Here is a 22,053-nt window from a genome sequence, read left to right as displayed (position 1 = left end):
CGCCAGGGGCCTGTAAAGGCGGCTTTTTGTGCGTACTTTTGGAGAATTGCCGTAGGAGGAAGCCGGTGGTGTTGCCCGTAGGGCATCCGGTAAGAATTTTTCCGCCCGGCCCTACGGTTCCGCGTTGCCATGAAGACTCCCCTACAGCCAATTTCCGCCGACGAAGAGGTCATCAGCCCCATTGAGCCCGATGAGCTGCCCCCGGACCCCGTGCCCACGGCCCAGCAGCTGCGCGATATGCAGCACCACGACAACAGCCAGGAAAAATTTCCCATCGTGGGCCTGGGCGGCTCGGCCGGCTCGGTGGTGGCCCTGGAGAAGTTTTTCCGGAACATGTCCCTCGACAGCGGCATTGCCTTCGTGGTAGTGATGCACCTGGTGCCCGACCAGCCCAGCAATATGGCCCAGGTGCTGCAGCAGATTACGCCCATGCCGGTGGCCGAAGCTGCCGACGGCGTAAAGGTGCGGCCCAACCATGTCTACATCATTCCGCCCGACCGCGACATGAGCATTCTGCACGGCACGCTGCTGCTGTTTGCGCCCACCCAGCCGCGGGGCAAGCGCCTGCCCATCGACTTCTTTTTCCAGAGTCTGGCCAAGGACGCCCGGGAGCGGGCTATCTGCGTTATCTTATCGGGCCTGGGCACCGACGGCACCATCGGGCTGAAGATGGTGATGGAAAACTTCGGGATGGTGATGGTGCAGGCGCCCGACACGGCCGAGTACGACAGCATGCCCCGCTCGGCCGTTGCCACCGAGTTTGTGGACTACGTGCTGCCCGCCGAGCAGCTGCCCGCCAAGCTGCTCGAATACGTGCACAAGCCCCTGATGGAGCGCCCCCGCCGCGAGGTGGCCGAGTCGGCCTCCAAGCCGGCCCACGCCCTACAGAAAATCTTTATCCTGATCCGGGCTCAGACCGGCCACGACTTCAGCTTCTACAAGCGCAATACCGTGTTCCGGCGCATCGAGCGGCGCATGAACTCCCACCAGATCAGTGAGTTTACCCACTACGTGCGCTACTTGCAGGAAAACCCGATGGAAGTGGAAGCTCTGTTTCGGGAGCTGCTGATTGGAGTTACCAAGTTTTTCCGCGACAAGGAAGCCTTCGACCACCTCAAGCTGCGCCTGCTGCCGGTGCTGCGCACCAAGCCCGTCGACAGCACCATCCGGGTGTGGGCGCCGGGCTGCTCGACGGGGGAGGAGGCCTACTCCCTGGCCATGACCCTGCTCGAAGCCCTGGACGGCGTGGACCCGGGCCGCCACCTCAGCATCCAGATCTTTGCCACCGACATCAACGCCGAGGGCATCGACTTTGCCCGCGCGGGCCTGTATGCGGCCAACATTGAGGCCGATGTGAGCCCGGCCCGGCTGGAGCGGTTTTTCCAGAAGATTGATGGCCACTACCAGATTCGCAAGGAAGTGCGCGACACGGTCATCTTTGCCCTGCACAACCTCAACAAGGACGCGCCCTTTACCAAGCTCGATGTGGTGTGCTGCCGCAACCTGCTGATCTACCTGTCGGCGGAGCTGCAGAAAAACATCATTCCCGTTTTCCACTACGCCCTCAATCCCGGCGGCATCTTATTTCTGGGGCCGTCCGAAAACCTGACCGGGTTTCAGGAGTTGTTTCAGCCCCTGGACGTGAAGTGGAAGATTTCGCGCCGCTCCGAGACGTCGGCGCCTTTGTCGCGCATCGTCAACTTTCCTTTTTCCCTGACGCGCCAGACGGCCGCCAGCTTCTCCGCTGCCAGTACTATGCACCCTGCCTCGCCCCGCAAAGACGGTCCTTTTGCCTCCCTGGTGCAAAAGATGCTCTTGCGCACCTACACGCCCCCGGCCGTCGTCATCAACGCCCGCGGCGAAATTCTGTACGTGAATGGCCGCACGGGGCGCTACCTGGAGCCGGCCCCGGGCCTGGGCGGCATGAACCTCTTCGAAATGGCCCGCGAAGACCTCAACTTCGAGCTGAGCAGCCTGGTGCACAAGGCCAACAGCACCCGGCAGGATGCCGTGGCCGACAACGTGCGGGTGAAAACCGAAACTGGCTACCAGCTGCTGCGCATCACGGTGAAGTACCTGGAGGAAACCGACACGCTCTCGGGCCTGCTGCTGGTCGTGTTTGAGGACCAGCCCACGCCCCGCCGGGTGCGCCTGAGCAAGGCCAGCAGCGGGGCCGGGCTGAGCAAGGATGCCGTGGTGGCTTCCCTGGAAAAAGAGCTGCAGTACACCAAGCGCCGCCTTCAGACCACCATCGAGGAAATGGAAAGCAGCGTGGAGGAGCTCAAGAGCACCAACGAGGAGCTGCAGAGCGCCAACGAGGAGCTGCAGAGCACCAACGAGGAGGCCATGACCAACAAGGAGGAAATGCAGAGCCTGAACGAGGAGCTGATGACCCTGAACATGCAGTACCTGAGCAAGACGGAGGAGCTGTCGATGGCCGCCAACGACATGAAGAACCTGCTCGACGCCACCGAAATTGCCACCATCTTTCTCGACAACGACATGGTCATCAAGCGGTTCACGCCCTCGGTCGGCCGCATCATCAAGCTGCTGCCCTCCGACGCGGGCCGGCCCATCACGCACTTTGCCAGCACCCTGCGCCACGAAAACCTGGCCGCCGACATTCAGCAGGTGCTCCAGCGCCTGGTGGGCATCGAGTCCAACATCCAGACCACCACGGGCGAGTGGTACGCCATGCGCATTCTGCCCTACCGCACCCTCGACAACTACATCAGCGGCACGGTTATCACCTTCACCGACATTACCGGGCTCAAAAAGCTGGAAGCCCGGCTCCAGGAAACCTCCCGCTTCGTGGAGAGCATCATCGAAACCGTGCGCGAGCCGCTGGTGGTGCTCGATCAGCACCTGCACGTCATCACCATCAGCCGCTCGTTTGCCCAGGCGTTTGAGGTGAAGGTGGAAGCCGTGCGCAACCTGTCACTGGCCAAGCTCAACGACGGGGCCTGGAACCAGCCCGAGCTACGCCACCAGCTGCAAAGCCTGCTCGAAAACCAGGAGGCCGAATTTGACGGCCTGCGCCTGGCGCTGCAGCTGCCGGGCCGCCCCGGGCAGGTGGCCCACGTCTACGGCCGCCGCATCATGAGCGACGGGCACGAAACCAGTCAGCTGTTGCTGGGCATCGAGCGTATAGAAGCGGTGTAGTCTAAGTGGCTGAGGGAAAATCAGCTACCACGGCTCAGCTTCCCGGTTCGGCCTATTTTCTCTAGCTTTCCCCCATGGACACGCCCCCTTTCTCATCGGCTGGCTCGGTGCACGCCGCTCTGCAGGAGCTGCGGGCGCGGGCCGAGAAGCGCAAAAGCCTCGTGACGCAGAGCCTGGGCGAGGGCGTGCCCGATGAGGCGCACCGGCTGGTGCAGGAGCTGCAGGTGCACCAGATAGAGCTGGAAATGCAGTACGAGGAGCTGCTGCTGGCCCAGGTCGAGCTCGAAGCCATGCGCACCCGGTATGTCGACCTCTACGATTTTGCGCCCATCGGCTACTTCACTCTCAATGCTGTGGGCAACATCGTGCAGCTCAACCTGAAAGCCAGCCAGCAGCTGGGCTCGGTGCGCCAGCGCCTGGTGGGGCGGCGCTTCGCCTGGTACGTGGCCCCGCAGCACCGCGCCAACTTCCAGCAGTTCGTGAGCCGCACGCTGGCGGCCAGCGGGCAGCGCCAGACCCTGGAGGCCCTGCTGCAGCGCGACGACGGCACTACCTTTTATGGTCTGCTCGAAGGGCTGGCCGTAACGCATGAACCTGAGGAGGTGCCCACCCAGCTGCGGCTGGTCGTTGTCGATATCACCCGGCAGTATGAGGTGAAAAAGGCGCTCGAAGCCAGTGAGGCCCGGTTCCGGCAGCTCTTCGAGCAAAGCCACGACGCGGTGGTGCTGGTGCAGAACCAGCACTACCTGGACTGCAACAGCTCGGCCCTGACGCTGCTGGCGGCCCTCGACAGCGACGAGGTAGTGGGCCACCCCGTAACCGAGTTCTTCCCCGAAACCCAGCCCGACGGGCAGAACACCCTGCAGCTCATTGGCAGCGTGGTGCGGCAGGCCGTGCGGGCCGGCTCGGGCAAGCTGGAGGTGCTGATGCGGCGCCTCACTGGCGAAGATGTTTGGGTGGAAGCCGTCATTACGCCCTTTGCCAGTGAGGGCAAGACCGAGCTGCTTCATATCGTGTGGCGCGATATTACCGCGGCCCGCACCGCCCGGGCCGAGCTGCTGCGGCAGAAGGAGTTTTCCGAAAGCCTGCTCGACAACAGCGTGGACGGGATTCTGGCCTTTGACCAGGACCTGCGCGTGACGGCCTGGAACAAGGTGCTGCAGCAGCTTTCGGGCCGCCCCGCCGCCGACATCATCGGCCAGCTCCTGCTCGACGTATTCCCCGAGTACCGCGGCACCGAAGCTGAACAAAGCCTGCACGAGGTGCTGCGGGGCCAGCGCCTGATGCGCCACGACCTGCCGTTTCACCAGGGCAGGGGCCACTTCGAATCCTACCTGGTGCCCCTGGCCTCGCCCACCGGCGACATCAGCGGCGGCCTGATTCACATCCGGGACGTGACCGAGCGGGTGCGTATGGCCGAGGAGGCCACCCGCCTGAAGCTGCGCCAGCAGCAGGAAGTGCTGGCCGCCATTCTCACCACCCAGGAAGAGGAGCGCAAGCGCATTGCCGAGGCCCTGCACAATGGCGTGGGCCAGCTCCTGTACGCGGCCAAGCTTAACCTGGAAAACCGCTCCAGCGGCCCGACCTACCGCGAAGCCGCCCTCAGCCTGATTGACGAGAGCATCCGCACCACCCGCAACATCTCCCACGAGCTGACCCCCGGCATTCTGGAAGACTTCGGCCTGAAAATAGCCCTGGAAGAGCTGGTGAAACGCATCCCGAAGCAGCAGCTGCACGTGCAGCTCCACTTGCTGGGCCTCGAGCAGCCCCGCCCCCGTCTCTACGACGTGGCCACCTACCGCATCGTGCAGGAGCTGCTGACCAACATCATCAAGCACGCCCAGGCCCAGGAAGCCTTTATCCATGTGGTGCACGAAGACAGCCACCTGCACATCTCGGCCGAAGACGATGGCGTGGGCTTTCAGCAGCACACCACCGACTCGCCCACCAAAGGCATCGGCCTGGCCGGCATCCGCAACCGCCTCGACCTGCTCGGCGGCACCCTCAAAGTCGATTCCCGCCCCGGCAAAGGCTCCATCATCACTATCGAAATAACGGTGAAGCAGTGAGGTTAATGTGGAGAATGTGTTTTGAATGTGCGGAATGTGGTTGAATGTGTCCTTGCAAGCATTCTGCGCATGAAGCAGAGACGCGGCAATCCGTCCGCTGAAATGTGCTGAGCCTTCTAATGCGAAAAGCCCCTTACTACTGCGTGTAGCAAAGGGCTTTCTGGGTAAAGGGCGGGCCGTACTGCGCAGCGGACGGATTGACGCCGCCTGATGCGCGGAATGTCGTGCCTCCTCGCAAGGACAAACGATTAGCACATCAGCACAAAAAAACTATAGGCGTACGCCGATGCCGGGGCCCAGCAGGAAGAAGGGCCGGCCGGCGGAGAGCAGGTAGCCGCCGCCCAGGTAGAGCGGGAAGGTGAGCTTGGCGTCGCGGCGGGTGGGGTAGATGGAGCCCAGAATAACCACGCCCAGGTCACGGTTGCCGCCGTTTTTGCTTAGGTCGAAGGCGTTGAGGGCCACGAAGCCGGCCCCGACTTTGTAGGGCCGCAGGCGGTTGATTTTCTCGGGGTGGTAGAAGCTCAATTGGCCCAGCATGGCCAGGGAAATACCGCCAAACGACGTGTAGCTCGATTCGCCCTTGTACTTAGTGAGCAGGCCGCCGGGAAAGCTCACGTCGATGTCGAACTTGAGGCGGCGCTTGAGCACCAGCTCCAGCTTCTGGGTGAAGCCCGCTTCCTGGTACTGGGCCTGGTTGTGCCGGATGGTGATGATAATCGTGCTCCAGTCGTCCAGGTCGTAGGTTTTGCGCGAGCTAAGCAGGTTGTTGAGGCTGATGTTGCCCACCTGGCACTGTTTGTCCTGGTAGAAGGCGGCCCGCACCGAGTTGTCGCCGGGGCACACCACTACGTTGTCCAGGGTGCGCATCTCAATCAGCTCGCCTTTGGCGTTCTGGGTCCGGATGTCGAAGGTGAGGTACTGCTTGCCGTAGAGCTGGCTCTCGGTATCGATGCCGTTGGGGTTGAAGCTGAACACTACGTCGGAGATGGTGCGGTCGTAGAGCACGGGCCCGTTCAGGCGGTTAATCACCCGCGGGCTTTCCCCGAAATTGACGGCCACGAAATCGAGCGGGTGGGGCCGCTGGAACTCCTTCACGGCCAGCGCATAGCCCGTGGGCTGCCCGGCGTTGAAAATGGTGATGCGGCGCTTGTCGATGGTCAGGGGCACCTGCACGCGGTACACCACGGCCGCATCCGAGCGAATAGAGGAATCGGAGGGAATAACGGCCAGATCCTCGAAGTGGAAGCGCGCCTTCTGCAACGATTCGCCTTCGAGGCGCACGTCCACCGTTTCCCCCGGATTCACGTTCAGGCTGCCGCTCCAGTCGCCGCCCCGGTGCCGCACCTGCACGCTGCTGATGGCCGTTTTGGGCGAGATGTTGAAGTTGGTAATGTACTTGGGCAGGTCGTTTTCCTTGATGTAGAGGTAGCTGTCGGTTTGCCGGTGGGTGTTATACACGCGCAGCCAGCACAGCACCCGGTCGTTGGTCAGGTACTGGCGGGTAAACAGCTCGGCCATCAGCGCGCCCCCGGCTTCCTCCTGGTCCTCAATGCGGTAGGTGCGCTTCAAATCGAAGGTGCGGCCGTTGTCGAGAATGATTTCCACCCCGCGCCGCCGCGACACGTCGTCCAGGGTAATTTCCTTTTTATCGACGCTCAGAAAGCGCAGGCGCGAAGCCTTCACCGTGAATTCCTGGCGCAGCGGGGCCAGGGCGTAGGTTAGGCGGCGGTTGTTGTCGGTGAGAAACGGCCGCTCGGTCTGGGGCCGCACCGTAAGCAGGCGCGTGCCCAGCTCGTTGGGCACCACGCGCAGGCGCAGCTGGCCCTTCTCCTGCACGATGCGGTAGTCGATGTCCTGGCCCTTGGTCCACTCGGTGGAGACGCGGATGTTCTTGGGGTTGTTGCTGCTCAGGTCAAACACCTTCTCCTCGCCCACGAACAGCTCCGTGTCGGTGGGCTTGAACTCCAGGGTGGTGCGCGTCACGGGCAGCAGGTTCACCGTCTGGGTCAGCGGGGGGCGGCCGGCGCTGTCGTTGGCCTGGGTGAAGGTGAGTTGCAGAAACCGCGCCGCCGGCAAGTCCTTAAAGCGGATTTTGGTGCGGTAGTACTGCGTGCCCACGGCCGTCACCGAGTCGAGCAGCACGAAGTCGGCGGAGCGGCGCAGGCGCAGCGGGGCCTTGCTCTGCCACTGCTGGGGATAGAGCTGTAGCTCGGCCGTTTCGTCGTCCTGGCGGTAGTAAAAATACAGGTTCGGCTCGCCCTGCACCGCTATGGTGTGGCGGCTGAGCGAGTAGCGCGTCGTATCGGTGCGCAGCACCAGGTCGCGCAGCAGGGGCGCCGCAGCGGGAGCCAGCTGGGCGTGGGCCGGGAAGGAAAGGCACAGGAGGACGGCCAAGCTGGCAAGCCAGCTAAAACCCGGAGAAAAACGCACGGGGCACTGCATCAGAAGTGAGGGGAGCGGGAAAACGGCAATTCGTTTCCCGGTGTAGCGCGCAAAGGTAGCAGCTACCGAATCCTATTTCACCGGTTTCCGTCCAATTTTTATCCGTTTTTGTTGGCCAGTGCCGGTTCGGGTTGGGTCTTGCTTCGGCGCTTGTCCCACCATACGTAGGCCCCAAACAGCAGCAGGCTGATGCCCGACACCCACCACAGGCCGGTTTTGAGCCGGTCACTGTTTTCGCCCAGCCAGGCCAGCAGGACAATAAGGGGCACCACCCCGGCCACGGTCGCCAGCATAAAGCGCCAGTAGCCCAGCCGGGCCACACCGGCCACGAAGCTCACCGCGTCGTCGGAGAGGGCGGGGGAGAGGCGGGCAATAACCACGGCCCAGGTGCCGTAGCGCTGCACTTCCTCCACCATCTTCTTCTCGTTTTTCTCCCCGATAAGCCGGCTGATAAACGTTTCGCCGGCCGAGTGCCCCAGCCAGTAGCCCACCGACGAGGCCACCACCACGCCCAGCAGCGCCAGCAAGGAGCCCCAGATGGGACCATAGGCCAGAATAGCCACCAGAATCAGCAGCACCACGTTGATGACCACCAGAAACATCTGGGCCACCATGCCGCCTACAATCACCACCGGGCCCCAGTAGCCAAACTGCTTCACCCAGGCCGATACCTTGTCCTGCTCCCCGCTTTTGAGTACGGTAAACGCCTCCTTGGCCCCGGTCTGGAAGGCGGGCCACAGAAAGTAGCAGGCCACCAGCACGGCCAGCAGGCCGCCGGCCAGGTAGAGCGGCAGGCGGCTGGATTTTTTGGGGCGGGAGTCAGCAGCGGAATCAGCCAAAAGACGAGGAGCAAAAGGTGGAAGAAAAGCGTGCAACGGCCGGCTGCCGGGCTTCGGCGCGGGGGCTGTTTGGTCTGTACGCAGGGCGGCGGCGGTAGTTGGCGGCAACCCGGCCGGCCGCAATGGGGTACTAAGGAGCTCCAAACTCCGCGAAAAGCGCCCGGCTGGGCCTCACCTGATTCCTCGGCAATGAGCAAACATACCTATGACATGGGCCTGGTCGGCAACTGCGCCTACCTCGCCCTGATTAAGCAAGACACCTCTGTTTCCTGGCTCTGCTGGCCCCGTTTCGACAGCAGCTTTGTCTTTGGCCCCCTGCTCGACAGCAAAAAGGGTGGTGAGTTCAGCATCAAGCCCGCCGAGGCCGCCGACTACCGCACCCGCCAGTACTACCTGGAAAATACCAACGTGCTGTGCACCGAAATTGAAAACGCCGAGGGCCGCTACCGCGTCACCGACTTTGCCCCGCGCTTTGCCCAGTACGACCGGAATTACAAGCCCCTGATGTTTATCCGCAAGATTGAGCCCCTGGCCGGCTTGCCGCGGGTGAAGGTAATCTGCAACCCCGTGGCCGAGTACGGGCAGCAACAGCTCACGCGCCGGCGCAGCTCCAACCACATTGCCTTCCTGGGCATGGAGGAGGAAGTGCGCCTGACCACCGATATTCCCCTGACCTATATACTGGACGGGGAAGGCTTTGTGCTGAATGAAACCCGCTACCTGGTGCTCACCTACGGGGCCCCGCTGGAGGCAGCCATTCACAGCACGGCCGAGGAGTTTCTGCGCAAAACCGTGCAGTACTGGCAGCGCTGGGTGAAAAGCACCAGCATCGGCAACTTCTACCAGACCCAGGTGATTCGCTCGGCCCTGGCCCTGAAGCTGCACCAGTACGAAGACACCGGCGCCATCATTGCCGCCACCACCACCTCCCTGCCCGAAGCGCCCGGCAGCACCCGCAACTGGGACTACCGCTTCTGTTGGATGCGCGACACCTATTACATCCTGACGGCCTTCAACAACATCGGTCACTTCGAGGAGATGGAGCGCTATTTCCACTACATCGCCAATATCTCGACCAAAGTGCGTGACAAGTACCAGCCGCTCTACAGCATCAGCGGGGCCGCGCAACTCATCGAGCAGGAGCTGCCGCTGGAAGGCTACCTGGGCAACCAGCCCGTGCGCATCGGCAACGACGCCTACACCCATATTCAGAACGACGTGTACGGGCAGGTACTGGTGGCTTTGCTGCCGCTGTATGTGGACCGGCGCTTCGTAGGGGCCGAGCGGGCCGACTCCGAGCGGATGATGTACGAGGCCCTGCGCCTGATCAAGGAAACCATGGAAATGCCCGATGCCGGCCTTTGGGAGTTCCGCCACATTGCCCAGTACCACTGCTATACCTACCTGTTTCACTGGGCCGGCGCCCACGCCGCCCGCAAGGTGGCCCGCTACCTGGGCAACCAGGATATTGAGGACATGGCCGAGGAGCTGGCCCGGGTGGCGGCCCAGAAAATCGAGGAGTGCTACGATGCCGAGCGGGGCGTCTATACCAACGCCATTGGCTCGCCCCACCTCGACGCCAGCGGCCTGCAATTGATTTTGATGGGCTACCTCGACCCGAGCTCCGAGCGGGCCCGCACCCACCTGCGGGAGCTGGAAAAAGAGCTGAAAACGCCCGAGGGCCTGTTTTACCGCTACCGCCACCCCGACGACTTCGGCACCCCCGAAACTACCTTCCTGATCTGCTCTTTCTGGTACGTGGAGGCCCTGGCCTGCGTAGGCCGCCTCGACGATGCCGCCCGCGAGTTTGAGAAGCTGCTGGGCTACACCAATCATCTGGGCCTGCTCAGCGAGGACGTGGACGCGCGCACCGGCTCGCAGTGGGGCAACTTCCCCCAGGCTTACAGCCACGTAGGGCTGGTCAACGCGGCCTACCGCATTTCCAAAAAGCTCGACCGGCCCAATTTCCTGTAGGCCCAGACCTTACCTTGTAGTATCGGCCGCGCTGGCCGCTTCTTGCCCGCTTTTCCATTTATATGGCTCGTTTCACCACTGCAGATGCCGTCAACCAGGCGCAGCAAAGCCCTCTGATTCCGGTGTTTTACCACGCCGAGGAACCCTACGCCCGGCGTGTGCTGCAAGCCTGCTACGAAGGCGGCGTGCGGCTCTTCGAGTTTACCAACCGCGGCCCCAACGCCTTCGAGATATTCACCGACCTGCAGCAGTTTGTGGAGGCCGATTACCCGGATCTGCTGCTCGGCGTCGGCACCATCTACACCGTGGAGGAAGCCGAGCGGTTTATTGCCGTTGGCGCCGACTACATCGTGCAGCCCATTATCAGCGCGGAGGTGGCGGCCCTGTGTCAGCGGCACGACCTGGCGTGGCTGCCGGGCGTTTCCACGCTCAATGAAATCTACCAGGCCAACCAGCTCGGGGCTGCTTTTGCCAAGCTGTTTCCGGCCGCTATGCTGGGGCCCAAGTACCTGACAACGGTGAAGGCGCCGTTGCCGAAGGTGCGCTTTATGGCCACCGGCGGCATCGAGCCTACCGCCGAGGCCGTAGCGGCCTGGATGCAGGCCGGGGCCACCTGCGTCGGCATCGACTCGCGCCTGCTGCAAACTGAAGACCCGGCCGGCCTCACGGCCCAGGTGCAAAGCCTGCTGGCCGCCATGCAGCCTACAGTCGGACAATAAAGCCAGCGGCAAGAAGGCTGAAATTCCTGGCAAGCAAAGAGCCCAAAGTCGCGAATCGGCTTTGGGCTCTTTGCTGTATCAAGATACGCAGCGGCTATAGCAGCGTCCGCAGGATGCGCCGCACGTCCTGGTGCGACTTGATGTGGAAGCGGGCAAAGGAGCGGCCGGTTTCACCCACCTTAATGGTGTAGGCATCCTCGGGCATGGCCTGGAAGGTATCCTCGTCGGTGCGGTCGTCGCCGAAGGCCAGGATGAAGTCGGCCGGGTACGTGGCCAGCCACCGGGCCGCCGCCGCGCCTTTATTGACGCCGGCATTCTTGATTTCGACCACCTTGTTGCCTTCCATCACCTGCAAGTCGGTGTTGGACGCCAGGAAGTTGAGGTGACTCACCAGCTCCCGGGCCCGCACGTCGCCCAGGTCGGCGTCGGCGCGGCGGTAGTGCCATACCAGCGAATACTCCTTTTCCTCCAGAAACGAGCCAGCCGTGCGGCTCACAATCAGGTCCATAACGGGCCGGATTTCGGTTTTCCAGCTGTCCGACATGGGTTGCAGCATGGCCCAGTCCTGGTCTTCGCCCGCGGCCCGCAGCCACACGCCGTGCTCCGTAATAAAGTCCAGGGGCAGGTCGCCGAGCCAGCGGAATAACGTGTCCCGGTCCCGGCCGCTGATGATGACGACGCGGTTGCGCGGGTCGGCGCTCAGGGCGCTCAGCAGCAGGCGCAGCTCCTCGTCGGGCCGGGCGTGCTGCGGGTTCTTGGTGAAGGGCACCAGCGTGCCGTCGTAGTCGAGAAACAGCAGGCGCTGCGGGGCCCGGTCAAAGTCGGTACGCATCTGCTGTAGCTCGTTGGGGCCCAGCGTATCGGTGGCCAGAGTTTGCTGCTTGAGCTTGATGTAAGTGAGGCGGTCCATGAACAGGCGCACCCAGTGGTACACGTTGTAGGTGCTCACTACCGACTGCATGTTGCTCAGGCGCAGCAGCTGCTCGTCCTCGGGCATCACCAGGGCCTCGTGCATGGCTTCGGCCAGCTGCCGCGTATCGGTGGGGTTGATAATCAGCGCATCCGACAGCTCCCGGGCCGCGCCGGCCCGCTCACTCAGAATCAGCACCCCGGGCCGTTCCCCCTTACTGGCAATAAACTCCTTGGCTACCAGGTTCATCCCGTCGCGCATGGGCGTTACGAGGGCCACTTCGGCCAGCCGGTACAGGCCCGAGAGCTGCTCCAGGGGAAACGAGCGGTAGAAATATTGAATCGGCGTCCAGGTGATGGTGCGGTAGTCGGCGTTGATGCGGCCCACCAGCTCGTCGATTTCCACCTTCAGGGCCCGGTACTTTTCCACCTGGTCGCGCGAGGGCACCACCAGCATCAGCAGCGTTACGCGGCCCCGCCATTCGGGGTAGAGCTGCAGCATCCGCTCGTAGGCCCGCAGGCGCTCGGCTATGCCCTTGGTGTAGTCGAGCCGGTCGATGGACAGAATTACGCGGGTGTCGCCCAGCGCGTCGCGGTAGAGCAGCTCACTGGCTCGTGCCTCTTCCGATTCGGCTACCTGTGCGTATTTGTCGTAGTCGACGCCCATCGGGAAGGCATCGACCAGCACGCTGCGCTGCCCGGCCTCAATCAGGCCGTTCTGGCTGGGGTAGCCCAGCAGCTGCGACACCGAACTGAGAAAGTGGCGCATGTAGCCGTAGGTATGAAAGCCCAGCAAATCAGCGCCCAGCATGCCTTCCAGCAGCTCGCGCCGCCAGGGCAGCACCCGTATCAGCTCCTGCGACGGGAAAGGAATGTGCAGGAAGAAGCCGATGCTGGCGTCGGGCCGCTCGGCCCGCAGCATCTGGGGCAGCAGCAGCAGCTGGTAGTCGTGCACCCAAATAGTGTCTTCGGGGCCAGCCAGCGCCAGCACGGCGTCGCAGAACTTGCGGTTTACCGTTACATACGCGTCCCAGTACGCCTGCTCGTACACGGCGTGCTGGCTGAAGTAGTGGAAGGTCGGCCACAGCAGCTCGTTGCTGAAGCCTTCGTAGTAGTCCCGGATTTCCTCCTGGGTCAGAAACACCGGGGCCATGCTGTCATTGCGCAGCTCCTCGGTTACGAGCTGTTGCTCGGTGGGGTCTTCTATTTCGACGCCGGGCCAGCCCACCCAGACGTTGCCGTCGGCCCGGTAAATCGAGCCCAGGCCGGTTGCCAGGCCGCCCTCACTCGGGGTAAAATGCAGGCCTTCCTCGGTGCGTTGGGCTTTGGTTGGAAGGCGGTTGGAAACGATAATCGTGCGGGACATGAGTAGAAGGATTCGTATTCTAGTGCCCTGTGCTTACGCAAGAAACCCGGATACTGCTTAAAAAAAGCCGCATTTCGGGGCCGAGGCTCACCGACAAAGCCTACCCGTAGTAAGGTGTAAACCATTGTCTGGTAGCAATATATAGTAAACAATATGCCCCGCGAAATTCCCGGCCCCGGCCCCGCCGCCGAAGCCCGTTGTCAGGTCGTCTGACCCGCCAGAATCTGCTCAGCCTCCAGCAACAGGCCCGCCCCCATCAGCAGGTCGTGGAGCAGGAAAACTTCCTCCAGCGTGAACACGAAGGCCTGATACGCCACCGGCCCCGGCAGCGTGATGCACCGGCGGGTAGGGTCGGCCAGGTGGGGTGCGTGCTTTTGGTACAGCTCAGCAGCCACCTGCCGCCAGTCGGCTAGCTCATCCGCTTGTAGGCACAGTGCTACGTTGCCAAAATACAGGTGCAGGCAGCAGCCACTCGGGCAGCGGGAAATGCAGCCAAAATCGTTGTGGTGAAGGTACTGGCTCATAAAAAGTAGTCGTGTAGTAAATAAGAAGTCACTCCGCCAAGCAGAAGTGGCGGCGCAGTCTTTTATTTAGAATTTATCTAAATAGTTTCCAAATGTAAGAGGTGGAGTCAGCTTTGCAAACTTTATTTAGAATTAGTTTAAATAGAATATCTATCTGATCCGTGTGTGCTGAATCGGGTGGCTTTGCTGAGCCAGGGCGTGAAAAGCCAATTGCGGAAGCTGTACCGCGCTGGGGAAATTATGGCTTTAGGTGAGTTGAGGGGAAAAAGGGGAAGTCAGGAAAGGGAAAATGCAAGCAAACCCGGGCCAATGAGAACGTTCCCGGTAACGTTTGCATAGAAAATAAAGGGGATTCTGCGGACAATCCTGAATTTCCTCCAATCTTAACGAAAGGATAGGGAAGGCTCTGGTCTGGCCCTATTCTTGGAATAATGTAATCTGGGGCTAAGCTTGTATAACAGGCTTCACCGCCGATTCTCTCCTTTCGTAGTCTGCTTTCCCACTTTCCGGTAGACGTTAACCACCCCGTATGAAATTTCCCTTTGCTTCGACGGCCGCCTTTGGCCTGCTGCTCACCAGTCTGAGCGCCTCGGCGGCAGCCGACCAGCCCAAGCCCAACCTGCCGGCCGTCAAGACTCCCTCGTTTCGGGCCGATACGCTGTCCATTCTCAAGTTCGGGGCTGTAGCCGATGGCCTGACCAAGAACACGGCCATTCAGCAGGCCATTGACGCCAGCAGCAAAGCCGGCGGCGGCGTGGTGCTGGTGCCCCGCGGCCACTGGCTGACGGCTCCCATTGAGATGCGCAGCAACGTGAACCTGCACCTGGCCAAGGGTGCCTTCGTGCAGTTCAGCAAGCAGCGCGCCGACTACCACCTGATCAAGACCAGCTGGGAAGGCGTGGCAGCCGTGCGCAACCAGGCCCAGATCTACGGCAAAGACCTGGAAAACATTGCCATTACCGGCCAAGGTACCTTCGACGGTGACGGCGGCACCTGGCGCTCGGTGAAGAAAAGCAAGCTGACCGAAACCCAGTGGAAACGCCTGGTGGAAGGCGGTGGGGTGCTCAATGAAAAGAAAGATACCTGGTACCCCTCGGCCTCGGCGCTGAAGGGCTCCACCATTCCCGAAGCCTTCTACCTGAAGCCGGGCAAAGAGGTGAAGGACTACGAGGAAATCAAGGATTTCCTGCGGCCCGACATGCTCGTGCTCGACCACTGCAAGCGCCTGATGCTGGAGGGCGTGACCTTCCAGAACTCGCCGGCCTGGTCGCTGCACCCGCTGATGAGCGAGGACATTACGGTGCGCAATGTGACGGTGCTCAACCCCGAGTACGGGCAGAATACGGATGCCATCGACTTGGAGTCGTGCAAGAACGGCATCGTGGAGGGCTGCACCTTCGATGTGGGCGACGACGCAATCTGCATCAAGAGCGGCCGCGACGAGCAGGGCCGGCAGCGCGGCATGCCCACCGAGAACTTCATCATCCGCGACACGAAAGTCTACCACGCCCACGGCGGCTTCGTGATTGGCTCGGAGATGTCGGGCGGGGCCCGCAACATCTACGCCTACAACCTGACCTTTATGGGCACCGACGTGGGCCTGCGCTTCAAGGCCGCCCGCGGCCGGGGCGGGGTGGTGGAGAACATCTTCATCAACAACGTGGACATGAAGGACATCGTGGGCCAGGCCATCATTTTCGACCTGTATTACATGGCCAAAGACCCGGTGCCGCTGGCCGGTGAGTCGACGGCCCCGCCCGTTATCAAGGCCGAGCCGCTCGGCGAAGGCACGCCCCAGTTCCGTCACATCGACATTCGGGACATCACCTGCAACGGGGCCGAAACGGCCATTATGCTGCGCGGTCTGCCCGAAATGCCGGTGCGCGACATCGTGATTGAAAACGCGGTGCTGCAAAGCAAGAAAGGCCTGGTGTGCATCGAGGCCGAGAATATCCGGCTGAAAAACGTGACCCTGCTTTCGACCGACACGATGCCGATAATGGAAATTCAGAACAGCAAAGACGTCAGCCTCGACGGTATCCGCTACACGCCGGGCGCCACCCTGCTGATGCGCGTGACGGGCGACCGGGCCAAGAACGTGAAGCTGGCCAACACCGACACCAAAGGGGCCAAGAAAGACCTGGAGTTTGGCGACAAAGTTTCCAAGAAAACGGTAACCATTTCCAAGCGCTAAGACCCGTGAAAAAGCCCGTTTCCCTGCTGCTGAGCCTGCTGGCTCTGAGTGCCGCCGCCGAGGCCCAGACCCCGGTGCCGGCCAAGCCCATGTCGCAGCGCATGGCCGATTCCTTTATCGGCTGGCACCCCGACTCCATCCTGATTGGCAACCGCAAAACGGCCCGCTGGGACTACGAGCAGGGGCTGATGCTCAAGGCCCTGGAGCGCGTCTGGAACCGTACCGGCGACGCGAAGTACTTCACCTACCTACAGAAAGACCTCGACCAGTTTGTGCGCGAGGACGGTACCATCCGCACCTATAAGCTGGAGGACTACAACCTCGACAACCTGACTACCGGCCACGCCCTGCTCACGATGAGCCAGAGCTCGGTGCCCAAGCAGGAAAAGTACATCAAGGCGGCCCAGCTGCTGCGCAAGCAGCTTGAGGGGCAGCCCCGCACCAAGGCCGGCGGCTTCTGGCACAAGAAGCTGTATCCCAACCAGATGTGGCTCGATGGCCTGTACATGGCCGAGCCGTTCTATGCCGAGTACAGCGCCGTGTTTAACCAGCCCGCGGGCTTCGACGACGTGGCCAAGCAGTTTGCCCTGATTGAGAAACACCTCGTGGACCCCAAAACCGGGCTGATGTACCACGGCTACGACGAAAGCCGGGAGCAGAAGTGGGCCAACAAAACCACCGGCCAGAGCCCCAACTTCTGGGACCGGGGCATGGGCTGGTACGCCATGGCCTTGGTCGACGTACTCGACTACTTCCCGGCCAGCCACCCCCAGCGCCAGCAGCTCATCAAGGACGTGCAGCGTTTGGCCCCGGTGCTGGCCAAGTACCAAGACCCCAAAACCGGTACTTGGTCGTTGGTCGTGGACCAGGCCTCGCGCAAGGGCAACTACGCCGAGGCTTCGGGCAGCAGCATGTTTGTGTACATGCTGGCCAAGGGCGTACGCATGGGTTACTTGGATAAAAAGTACGCCGACGTGGCCAAGAAGGGCTACGACGGGCTGGTGAAAACCTTCGTGGCTGAGGAAAACGGCGCCCTGGCTTTCAACGGCACGGTGAGCGTGGGTGGCCTGGGCGGCAACCCCTACCGCGACGGGAGCTTCGAGTATTACCTCTCGGAGCCTCTGCGCAAAAACGACCTGAAAGGGGTGGGCCCGTTTATTCTGGCCAGCCTGGAAATGGAAATTGCCGAAACCCTGAAAGTGGGCCAGAACAAAACCATCGGCCTCGACTACTATTTCAACAACGAGTACCGCAAAAGCCCCATTACCGGCCAGCAGGAGCGGTTTCACTACACCTGGGAAGACCGGCAGCACTCGGGCTTCTGGCTCTGGGGTAACACCTTCCGCGACTTAGGCGCCAAAACGGTTTCCATCCCCACCGCGCCCACCAAAGCCGCGCTAAAGGGCGTAGACGTCTACATCATCGTCGATCCGGACACCAGGAAGGAAACGGCCAAGCCCAACTTCGTCACGGCCGCCGACAGCAAGGTGCTGACCGACTGGGTGAAGGACGGCGGCGTGCTGGTGCTGATGGCCAACGACACGGCCAACTGCGAAATCAAGCGCTTCAACGAGCTGGCCAAAAACTTCGGCATTCAGTTCACCGACAAGAGCGTGAACATGGTGAAGGGCAGCCAGTTTGAGCAGGGCAAAGTGGCCCTGACGGCCGGCAATCCGGTGTTTGCCAAGGCCCGCACGGCCTATATCAAGGAGCTTTCTCCCCTAAGCCTGCAGGGCTCGGCCAAACCGGTCATCATCCAGGGGCCGGACAATATTGTAGCCGTAGCCAAGCTGGGCAAGGGCACCGTGCTGGCCGTGGGCGACCCGTGGCTGTACAACGAGTACGTCGACGGGCGCAAGATTCCGGCCGAGTACGAGAATTTCCAGGCGGGAAAAGATCTGGCAAACTGGCTGCTGCAACAGTCGAAACGCTAGGCGCAGAGCGCAGATCGGACGTTGGCCTCGTGGTGAGGAAAGTTCGGGCCGCTTCCCGCCCGGGAAGCGGCCGGAGCGGCCAACGACCGGTTTGCGCTTTCCCGTTTTTTACGCCGCCCCACTGCCATTTCTGGCATGCCGGAGCCGGATTTCCTCTTCCCTTCTGTGTATTCCACTTGTGAAACAGTCTCCGATTTGCCCGGCCGCCGGGCGTAGTTTCCTGCGTAAACGCATTACGGCCTTCGCGCTGCCGGCCCTTACGGCTGGCTTGCTGCTGAACCTGCAGGCCTGCGTGAAAAAGCCGCTCCCCGCGGGCAGCAGCGCCGCCCCCGTGGGCAGTGCTGCGCCCGCCAGCCCCGGCGGCCAACGTAGCGGCTACGGCCTGATTGGCTTTGCTACCGAAAACGGCGGCACGACCGGTGGGGCCGCCGGGCGCACGGTGGCTGCGACTACCCTGGCCGAGCTGACGGAATACGCCAAAAGCAGTGAGCCGCTCATCATCACCATTGCCGGCACGATTTCGGGCGGGACGCAGGGAGCTTCGATCAATGTGAATTCCAACAAGACGCTGCTGGGCGTGGGTACGGCCGGCTTTCTGGAAGGCGTGGGCCTCAACATCAGCAGCAAGCGCAACATTATCGTGCAGAACCTGAAGTTCACCATGTCCACGGTCACCAACACCAAAATCAACGATGAGCAACGGGCACAGGTGGCGGTGAATGATGGCGACTGTGTCACGATTCAGGGCACGAGCCAGAACATCTGGGTTGACCACTGCGAGTTTTTCAACCAGGACCCCATTGCCCAGCCCAATCAGGACCTCTACGACGGCCTGATTGACGCCAAGGGCGCCAGCGCCTTCATTACCATTTCCTGGAACTACTTCCACGACCACCACAAGGCCCACCTAATCGGTAACTCCGACAAGGACACCGGTGACCGGAAAGTGACGTTTCACCACAACTACTACTATAACATCCATGAGCGGGTACCGGTCTACCGCTTTGGTACCGGCCACGCGTTCAACAACTACTACAAGCACGTGTACGGCACCGGCATCAACAGCCGCATGGATGCCTGCCTGCGGGTCGAGCAAAACTACTTCGAGGACACCAAGAACCCGGTAACGACCAAAAACAGCACGGTGCCGGGCAACTGGGACGCCGCGGGCAATTTGTATAAGGACTGCACCGGCTCGCAGCCCACCACCAGCACCTGCTCGTTTACGCCGCCTTACCAGTATGCTGCTGCCCTGCACGAGGCGACGAAAGTGCGGGAAATCGTGTTGCAGGGCGCCGGAGTGGGCAAGCTTTAGGGCTGGCTTCGCCCGAAACGTAGGTGCTGCCCGCCTAAGTCGTTCCTGCAAAGCCGGGCTGGCAACGTTCCCGGTAACGATTGCGGAAATTTAAACCGGCGTCTGCTTCCCATTCCGCCGTTGCGGGTGCAAATTGAATCACTTACGAGTTGGCTCGCGGCTTGTCGCGGCCGCTGGCATTACCTTAATTCCCACAACAGTTACCCTTCGATATGAAGAAAAATCTACTCACTGGCTTTGCTCTCCTAGCCGCTCTGTTCGTGTCGGAGCAGGCTGCCGCCCAAACCGCTGGTTTCGCACAGTGGCCGCTGACGGCCAACAACCAGGATAATCCTGCCGTGCGGGCCGGCCTCACGGGCGCGCCTTCCACGTTCCGCCGCCTGACCCTTTCCGATGGGCAGGTGCCCACCGGAGCCGCGGCCTACGCTCCCTATTCGGCCGCTACCGGGCAGGCTTTCGCCGTACAGGCCAATGGCGGCGGCTGGAGCTCAAACGCTACGCCTACCCCCGGCCCGGGCGCCAATCCGCGCCGCACCTTCTACCAGCAGTTCACGGCCACCGCTACTGCCGCTACCCGCCTCGACTCCGTGATTCTGGATGCTGCCATGGTCAGCACGGCTGCCGGGAAGATTGTGGTGATGTACTCGCTGAGCAACTTCACCGCCGACTCCGCCAGTATTACCGGCTCGAAAGGACCGGCCATTAACAACTCAACCGTTATTACGCCCGGTGGGGTGCTGCCCGCCAACGCCAACGGCTCCTTTGGCACCGGTACCGGTAGCATCTCCTCGAACGGCGCCGTACTGCCCCAGTACGCCACAGGCGGGGTACCCAGCACGTTCCGCTTCGCTCTCAACGGTACTGACGGCGTAACCCTGACGGCCGGTCAGACCCTGACCATGCGCCTGTACTTCGGCGCCGGCAGCAGCGGCGTAGGCCGCTACGTACTGCTGAAAAACGTGACGCTGAAAAGCCGGCAGCCGGCTCTGTCCAACAAGCAGGCCGTGGCCAAGCAGAGCCTGAATGTGTATCCGAACCCTGCGCAGGACAACCTGCAGGTGGCGCACCCCGCCGCCGCGAAAGGGGCTACGGTAGCCGTATATTCCTTCAACGGCCAGAAAGTAGCTTCCTTCACGGCCCAGCCCAACACCACCAGTACCGATGTGCGGCTGTCGACGCTGGCGGCCGGTATGTACATGGTCGAGTACTCGGATGGGCAGCAGCGCATCACGTCCAAAGTGGTAAAGCTGTAGTAGCCTCCCGCACGTAAAATACAAAGCGCCGCCCGGCTTAGCCGGGCGGCGCTTTGCTTTGTAGAAGGCCGTCGGTAAACAAAAAATCCTCAGCATAGGGCAGTCGATAGGGAGGAAGAGCGTATACGGCCGCTGAAAGTCAGGTTTGGATAATGAGCAATGAGAGTAGCACAACAGGTTGATAAAGAGCCGGAGGTAACCGCAACACCCGCAGCAGCAGAGGCCCGCTGGGCTATAACCGTATTTTTCCTGGTGTCGGGCTTCGGCTACGCCACCTGGGCCTCGCGCATTCCCACGATTCAACACGAGCTGGGGCTGAGCGAGGCGGAACTGGGCGGCGTGCTGCTGGCCCTGCCCACGGGCCTGATGCTCACGCTGCCCGTGACGGGCTACCTGCTGCAGCGCTTCAGCAGCCGACAGATTATGCTCACGGGCGCCGTGCTCTACAACGTGGCTTTGGGTCTGCTGGGCTTCGCGGCCCAAACCTGGCAGCTGGTGGCGCTGCTGTTTTGCTTCGGCTCCTCGCGTAACCTGCTCAATATCTCCATGAACGCCCAGTCGGTGGGCGTGCAGGCTCTCTACGACCGGTCCATTATTGCCACGTTTCACGGCGTTTGGAGCGTGGCCGGCTTTGCCGCCGCGGCGCTGGGTGCCGTCCTGATTGGGGCCAATATTGCACCCGACTACCACTTCGTGGCCGTGGGAATAGTGCTGACGGGCCTGGCGCTGGCCTTTTTTCCGCGCAGCCTGGAGCTGGCCCCAACACCCGCCGACCCCGACAAGCCCGCCCGGCCCCGGTTTGCCCTGCCCGACAAGCACCTGCTCAAGTTTGGACTGATCTGCTTTGCCTCTATGGCCTGCGAGGGTACGATGTACGACTGGAGCGGGGTATACTTTGAAAAAGCTGTGCACGCGCCCCGGGAGTGGGCCGCCGCCGGCTTTGCTACCTATATGGTGGCCATGACCACCGGCCGCTTCGTCGGTGATTGGCTCGTGAACCGCTACGGCGTGAAGCCCCTGCTGCGGGTTAGCGGCCTGCTCATGACGCTGGGTTTGGCGCTGGCCGCGCTGTTCCCGCTGCCGCTGCCGGCAGCCGTGGGCTTCGCGCTGGTGGGCCTGGGCGTGTCGTGCGTGGTGCCGATGGTGTTCAGCATGGTGGGGCGGGTGAGTACGCTCAGCTCGGGGGCGGCCATTGCGGGCGTGTCCACGGTGGGCTACATCGGCTTTCTGCTGGTGCCGCCCGTGGTGGGCTTCATTGCCTCGGCTGCCGATTTGCGCTGGTCGTTTGCCCTGATGGCCACGCTCGGAATCGTGGTAATAGGGTTGGTTTCGTCGCTGGAAACGGCCGATTGA

At 62.0% G+C, this 22,053-nt stretch carries 13 protein-coding genes; 9 read left to right on the top strand and 4 right to left on the bottom strand.

From position 1 onward, the window contains the following. The first annotated feature begins 129 nt into the window (after positions 1–129). Both LGH70_RS18410 and LGH70_RS18405 read left to right on the top strand, forming a co-directional pair. Positions 130–3,162 carry a CheR family methyltransferase gene (locus tag LGH70_RS18410; RefSeq protein WP_226188647.1) on the top strand — a complete coding sequence of 1,011 codons (3,033 nt, stop codon included), beginning with the start codon at positions 130–132 and terminating at the stop codon, positions 3,160–3,162. 74 nt (positions 3,163–3,236) lie between these two features. Next, a complete protein-coding gene (locus LGH70_RS18405; protein WP_226188645.1) occupies positions 3,237–5,231 on the top strand; it encodes a PAS domain S-box protein in 1,995 nt (664 codons plus the stop codon). Between the two features lie 270 nt (positions 5,232–5,501). Here LGH70_RS18405 and LGH70_RS18400 read toward each other — a convergent pair whose 3' ends face one another. After that, positions 5,502–7,625, bottom strand: a complete 2,124-nt coding sequence (locus LGH70_RS18400; RefSeq protein ID WP_226188644.1) for a hypothetical protein — start codon at positions 7,623–7,625, stop codon at positions 5,502–5,504. A gap of 146 nt (positions 7,626–7,771) precedes the next feature. After that, positions 7,772–8,512, bottom strand: a complete 741-nt coding sequence (locus LGH70_RS18395; protein WP_226188642.1) for a TVP38/TMEM64 family protein — start codon at positions 8,510–8,512, stop codon at positions 7,772–7,774. A gap of 189 nt (positions 8,513–8,701) precedes the next feature. Between LGH70_RS18395 and LGH70_RS18390 the strand changes: the two genes are divergently transcribed. Both LGH70_RS18390 and LGH70_RS18385 read left to right on the top strand, forming a co-directional pair. Then, positions 8,702–10,486: a glycoside hydrolase family 15 protein gene (locus tag LGH70_RS18390; protein WP_226188640.1), complete on the top strand. Its 1,785-nt coding sequence runs from the start codon at positions 8,702–8,704 to the stop codon at positions 10,484–10,486. Between the two features lie 62 nt (positions 10,487–10,548). Next, a complete protein-coding gene (locus LGH70_RS18385; protein ID WP_226188638.1) occupies positions 10,549–11,205 on the top strand; it encodes a beta/alpha barrel domain-containing protein in 657 nt (218 codons plus the stop codon). 94 nt (positions 11,206–11,299) lie between these two features. Here the strand turns inward: LGH70_RS18385 and LGH70_RS18380 are convergent, their stop codons facing one another. Together LGH70_RS18380 and LGH70_RS18375 are read right to left on the bottom strand one after the other, a co-directional pair. Continuing rightward, a complete protein-coding gene (locus tag LGH70_RS18380; protein WP_226188636.1) occupies positions 11,300–13,480 on the bottom strand; it encodes a bifunctional alpha,alpha-trehalose-phosphate synthase (UDP-forming)/trehalose-phosphatase in 2,181 nt (726 codons plus the stop codon). Positions 13,481–13,680: 200 nt separating this feature from the next. Next, positions 13,681–14,004: a hypothetical protein gene (locus LGH70_RS18375; RefSeq protein WP_226188633.1), complete on the bottom strand. Its 324-nt coding sequence runs from the start codon at positions 14,002–14,004 to the stop codon at positions 13,681–13,683. A 529-nt stretch (positions 14,005–14,533) separates the two neighbouring features. On the opposite strand from LGH70_RS18375, the gene LGH70_RS18370 reads away from it, so the two are divergent. The 5 genes from LGH70_RS18370 to LGH70_RS18350 all read left to right on the top strand — a co-directional run bounded on the left by LGH70_RS18370 (position 14,534) and on the right by LGH70_RS18350 (position 22,053). Further along, complete coding sequence (locus LGH70_RS18370) at positions 14,534–16,198, top strand: glycoside hydrolase family 28 protein (RefSeq protein WP_226188631.1); 1,665 nt, start codon at positions 14,534–14,536, stop codon at positions 16,196–16,198. A 5-nt stretch (positions 16,199–16,203) separates the two neighbouring features. After that, positions 16,204–18,132: a glycoside hydrolase family 88 protein gene (locus tag LGH70_RS18365; protein ID WP_431357428.1), complete on the top strand. Its 1,929-nt coding sequence runs from the start codon at positions 16,204–16,206 to the stop codon at positions 18,130–18,132. Between the two features lie 178 nt (positions 18,133–18,310). Continuing rightward, entirely contained in the window at positions 18,311–19,447 is a 1,137-nt protein-coding gene (locus LGH70_RS18360) for a pectate lyase family protein (RefSeq protein WP_226188629.1), read from the top strand. A 212-nt stretch (positions 19,448–19,659) separates the two neighbouring features. After that, positions 19,660–20,700 carry a T9SS type A sorting domain-containing protein gene (locus tag LGH70_RS18355; RefSeq protein ID WP_226188627.1) on the top strand — a complete coding sequence of 347 codons (1,041 nt, stop codon included), beginning with the start codon at positions 19,660–19,662 and terminating at the stop codon, positions 20,698–20,700. A 159-nt stretch (positions 20,701–20,859) separates the two neighbouring features. Continuing rightward, positions 20,860–22,053 (top strand): MFS transporter, encoded by a 1,194-nt coding sequence (locus tag LGH70_RS18350; RefSeq protein ID WP_226188625.1) that lies wholly within the window; start codon positions 20,860–20,862, stop codon positions 22,051–22,053.

The sequence above is a fragment of the Hymenobacter nitidus genome (genome assembly GCF_020447315.1).
Taxonomy (GTDB): Bacteria; Bacteroidota; Bacteroidia; order Cytophagales; family Hymenobacteraceae; genus Hymenobacter; species Hymenobacter nitidus.
The sequence above is the reverse complement of the archived record's forward strand: the minus strand, read 5'-3'. Positions and strand labels throughout refer to the sequence as shown.

Coding starts and splice junctions, on each gene's coding strand:
- LGH70_RS18390 (WP_226188640.1), top strand. CDS start 8,702: ATGAGCAAACATACCTATGACATGGGCCTGGTCGGCAACTGCGCCTAC.
- LGH70_RS18380 (WP_226188636.1), bottom strand. CDS start 13,480: ATGTCCCGCACGATTATCGTTTCCAACCGCCTTCCAACCAAAGCCCAA.
- LGH70_RS18350 (WP_226188625.1), top strand. CDS start 20,860: ATGAGAGTAGCACAACAGGTTGATAAAGAGCCGGAGGTAACCGCAACA.
- LGH70_RS18355 (WP_226188627.1), top strand. CDS start 19,660: ATGAAGAAAAATCTACTCACTGGCTTTGCTCTCCTAGCCGCTCTGTTC.
- LGH70_RS18375 (WP_226188633.1), bottom strand. CDS start 14,004: ATGAGCCAGTACCTTCACCACAACGATTTTGGCTGCATTTCCCGCTGC.
- LGH70_RS18410 (WP_226188647.1), top strand. CDS start 130: ATGAAGACTCCCCTACAGCCAATTTCCGCCGACGAAGAGGTCATCAGC.
- LGH70_RS18385 (WP_226188638.1), top strand. CDS start 10,549: ATGGCTCGTTTCACCACTGCAGATGCCGTCAACCAGGCGCAGCAAAGC.
- LGH70_RS18405 (WP_226188645.1), top strand. CDS start 3,237: ATGGACACGCCCCCTTTCTCATCGGCTGGCTCGGTGCACGCCGCTCTG.
- LGH70_RS18370 (WP_226188631.1), top strand. CDS start 14,534: ATGAAATTTCCCTTTGCTTCGACGGCCGCCTTTGGCCTGCTGCTCACC.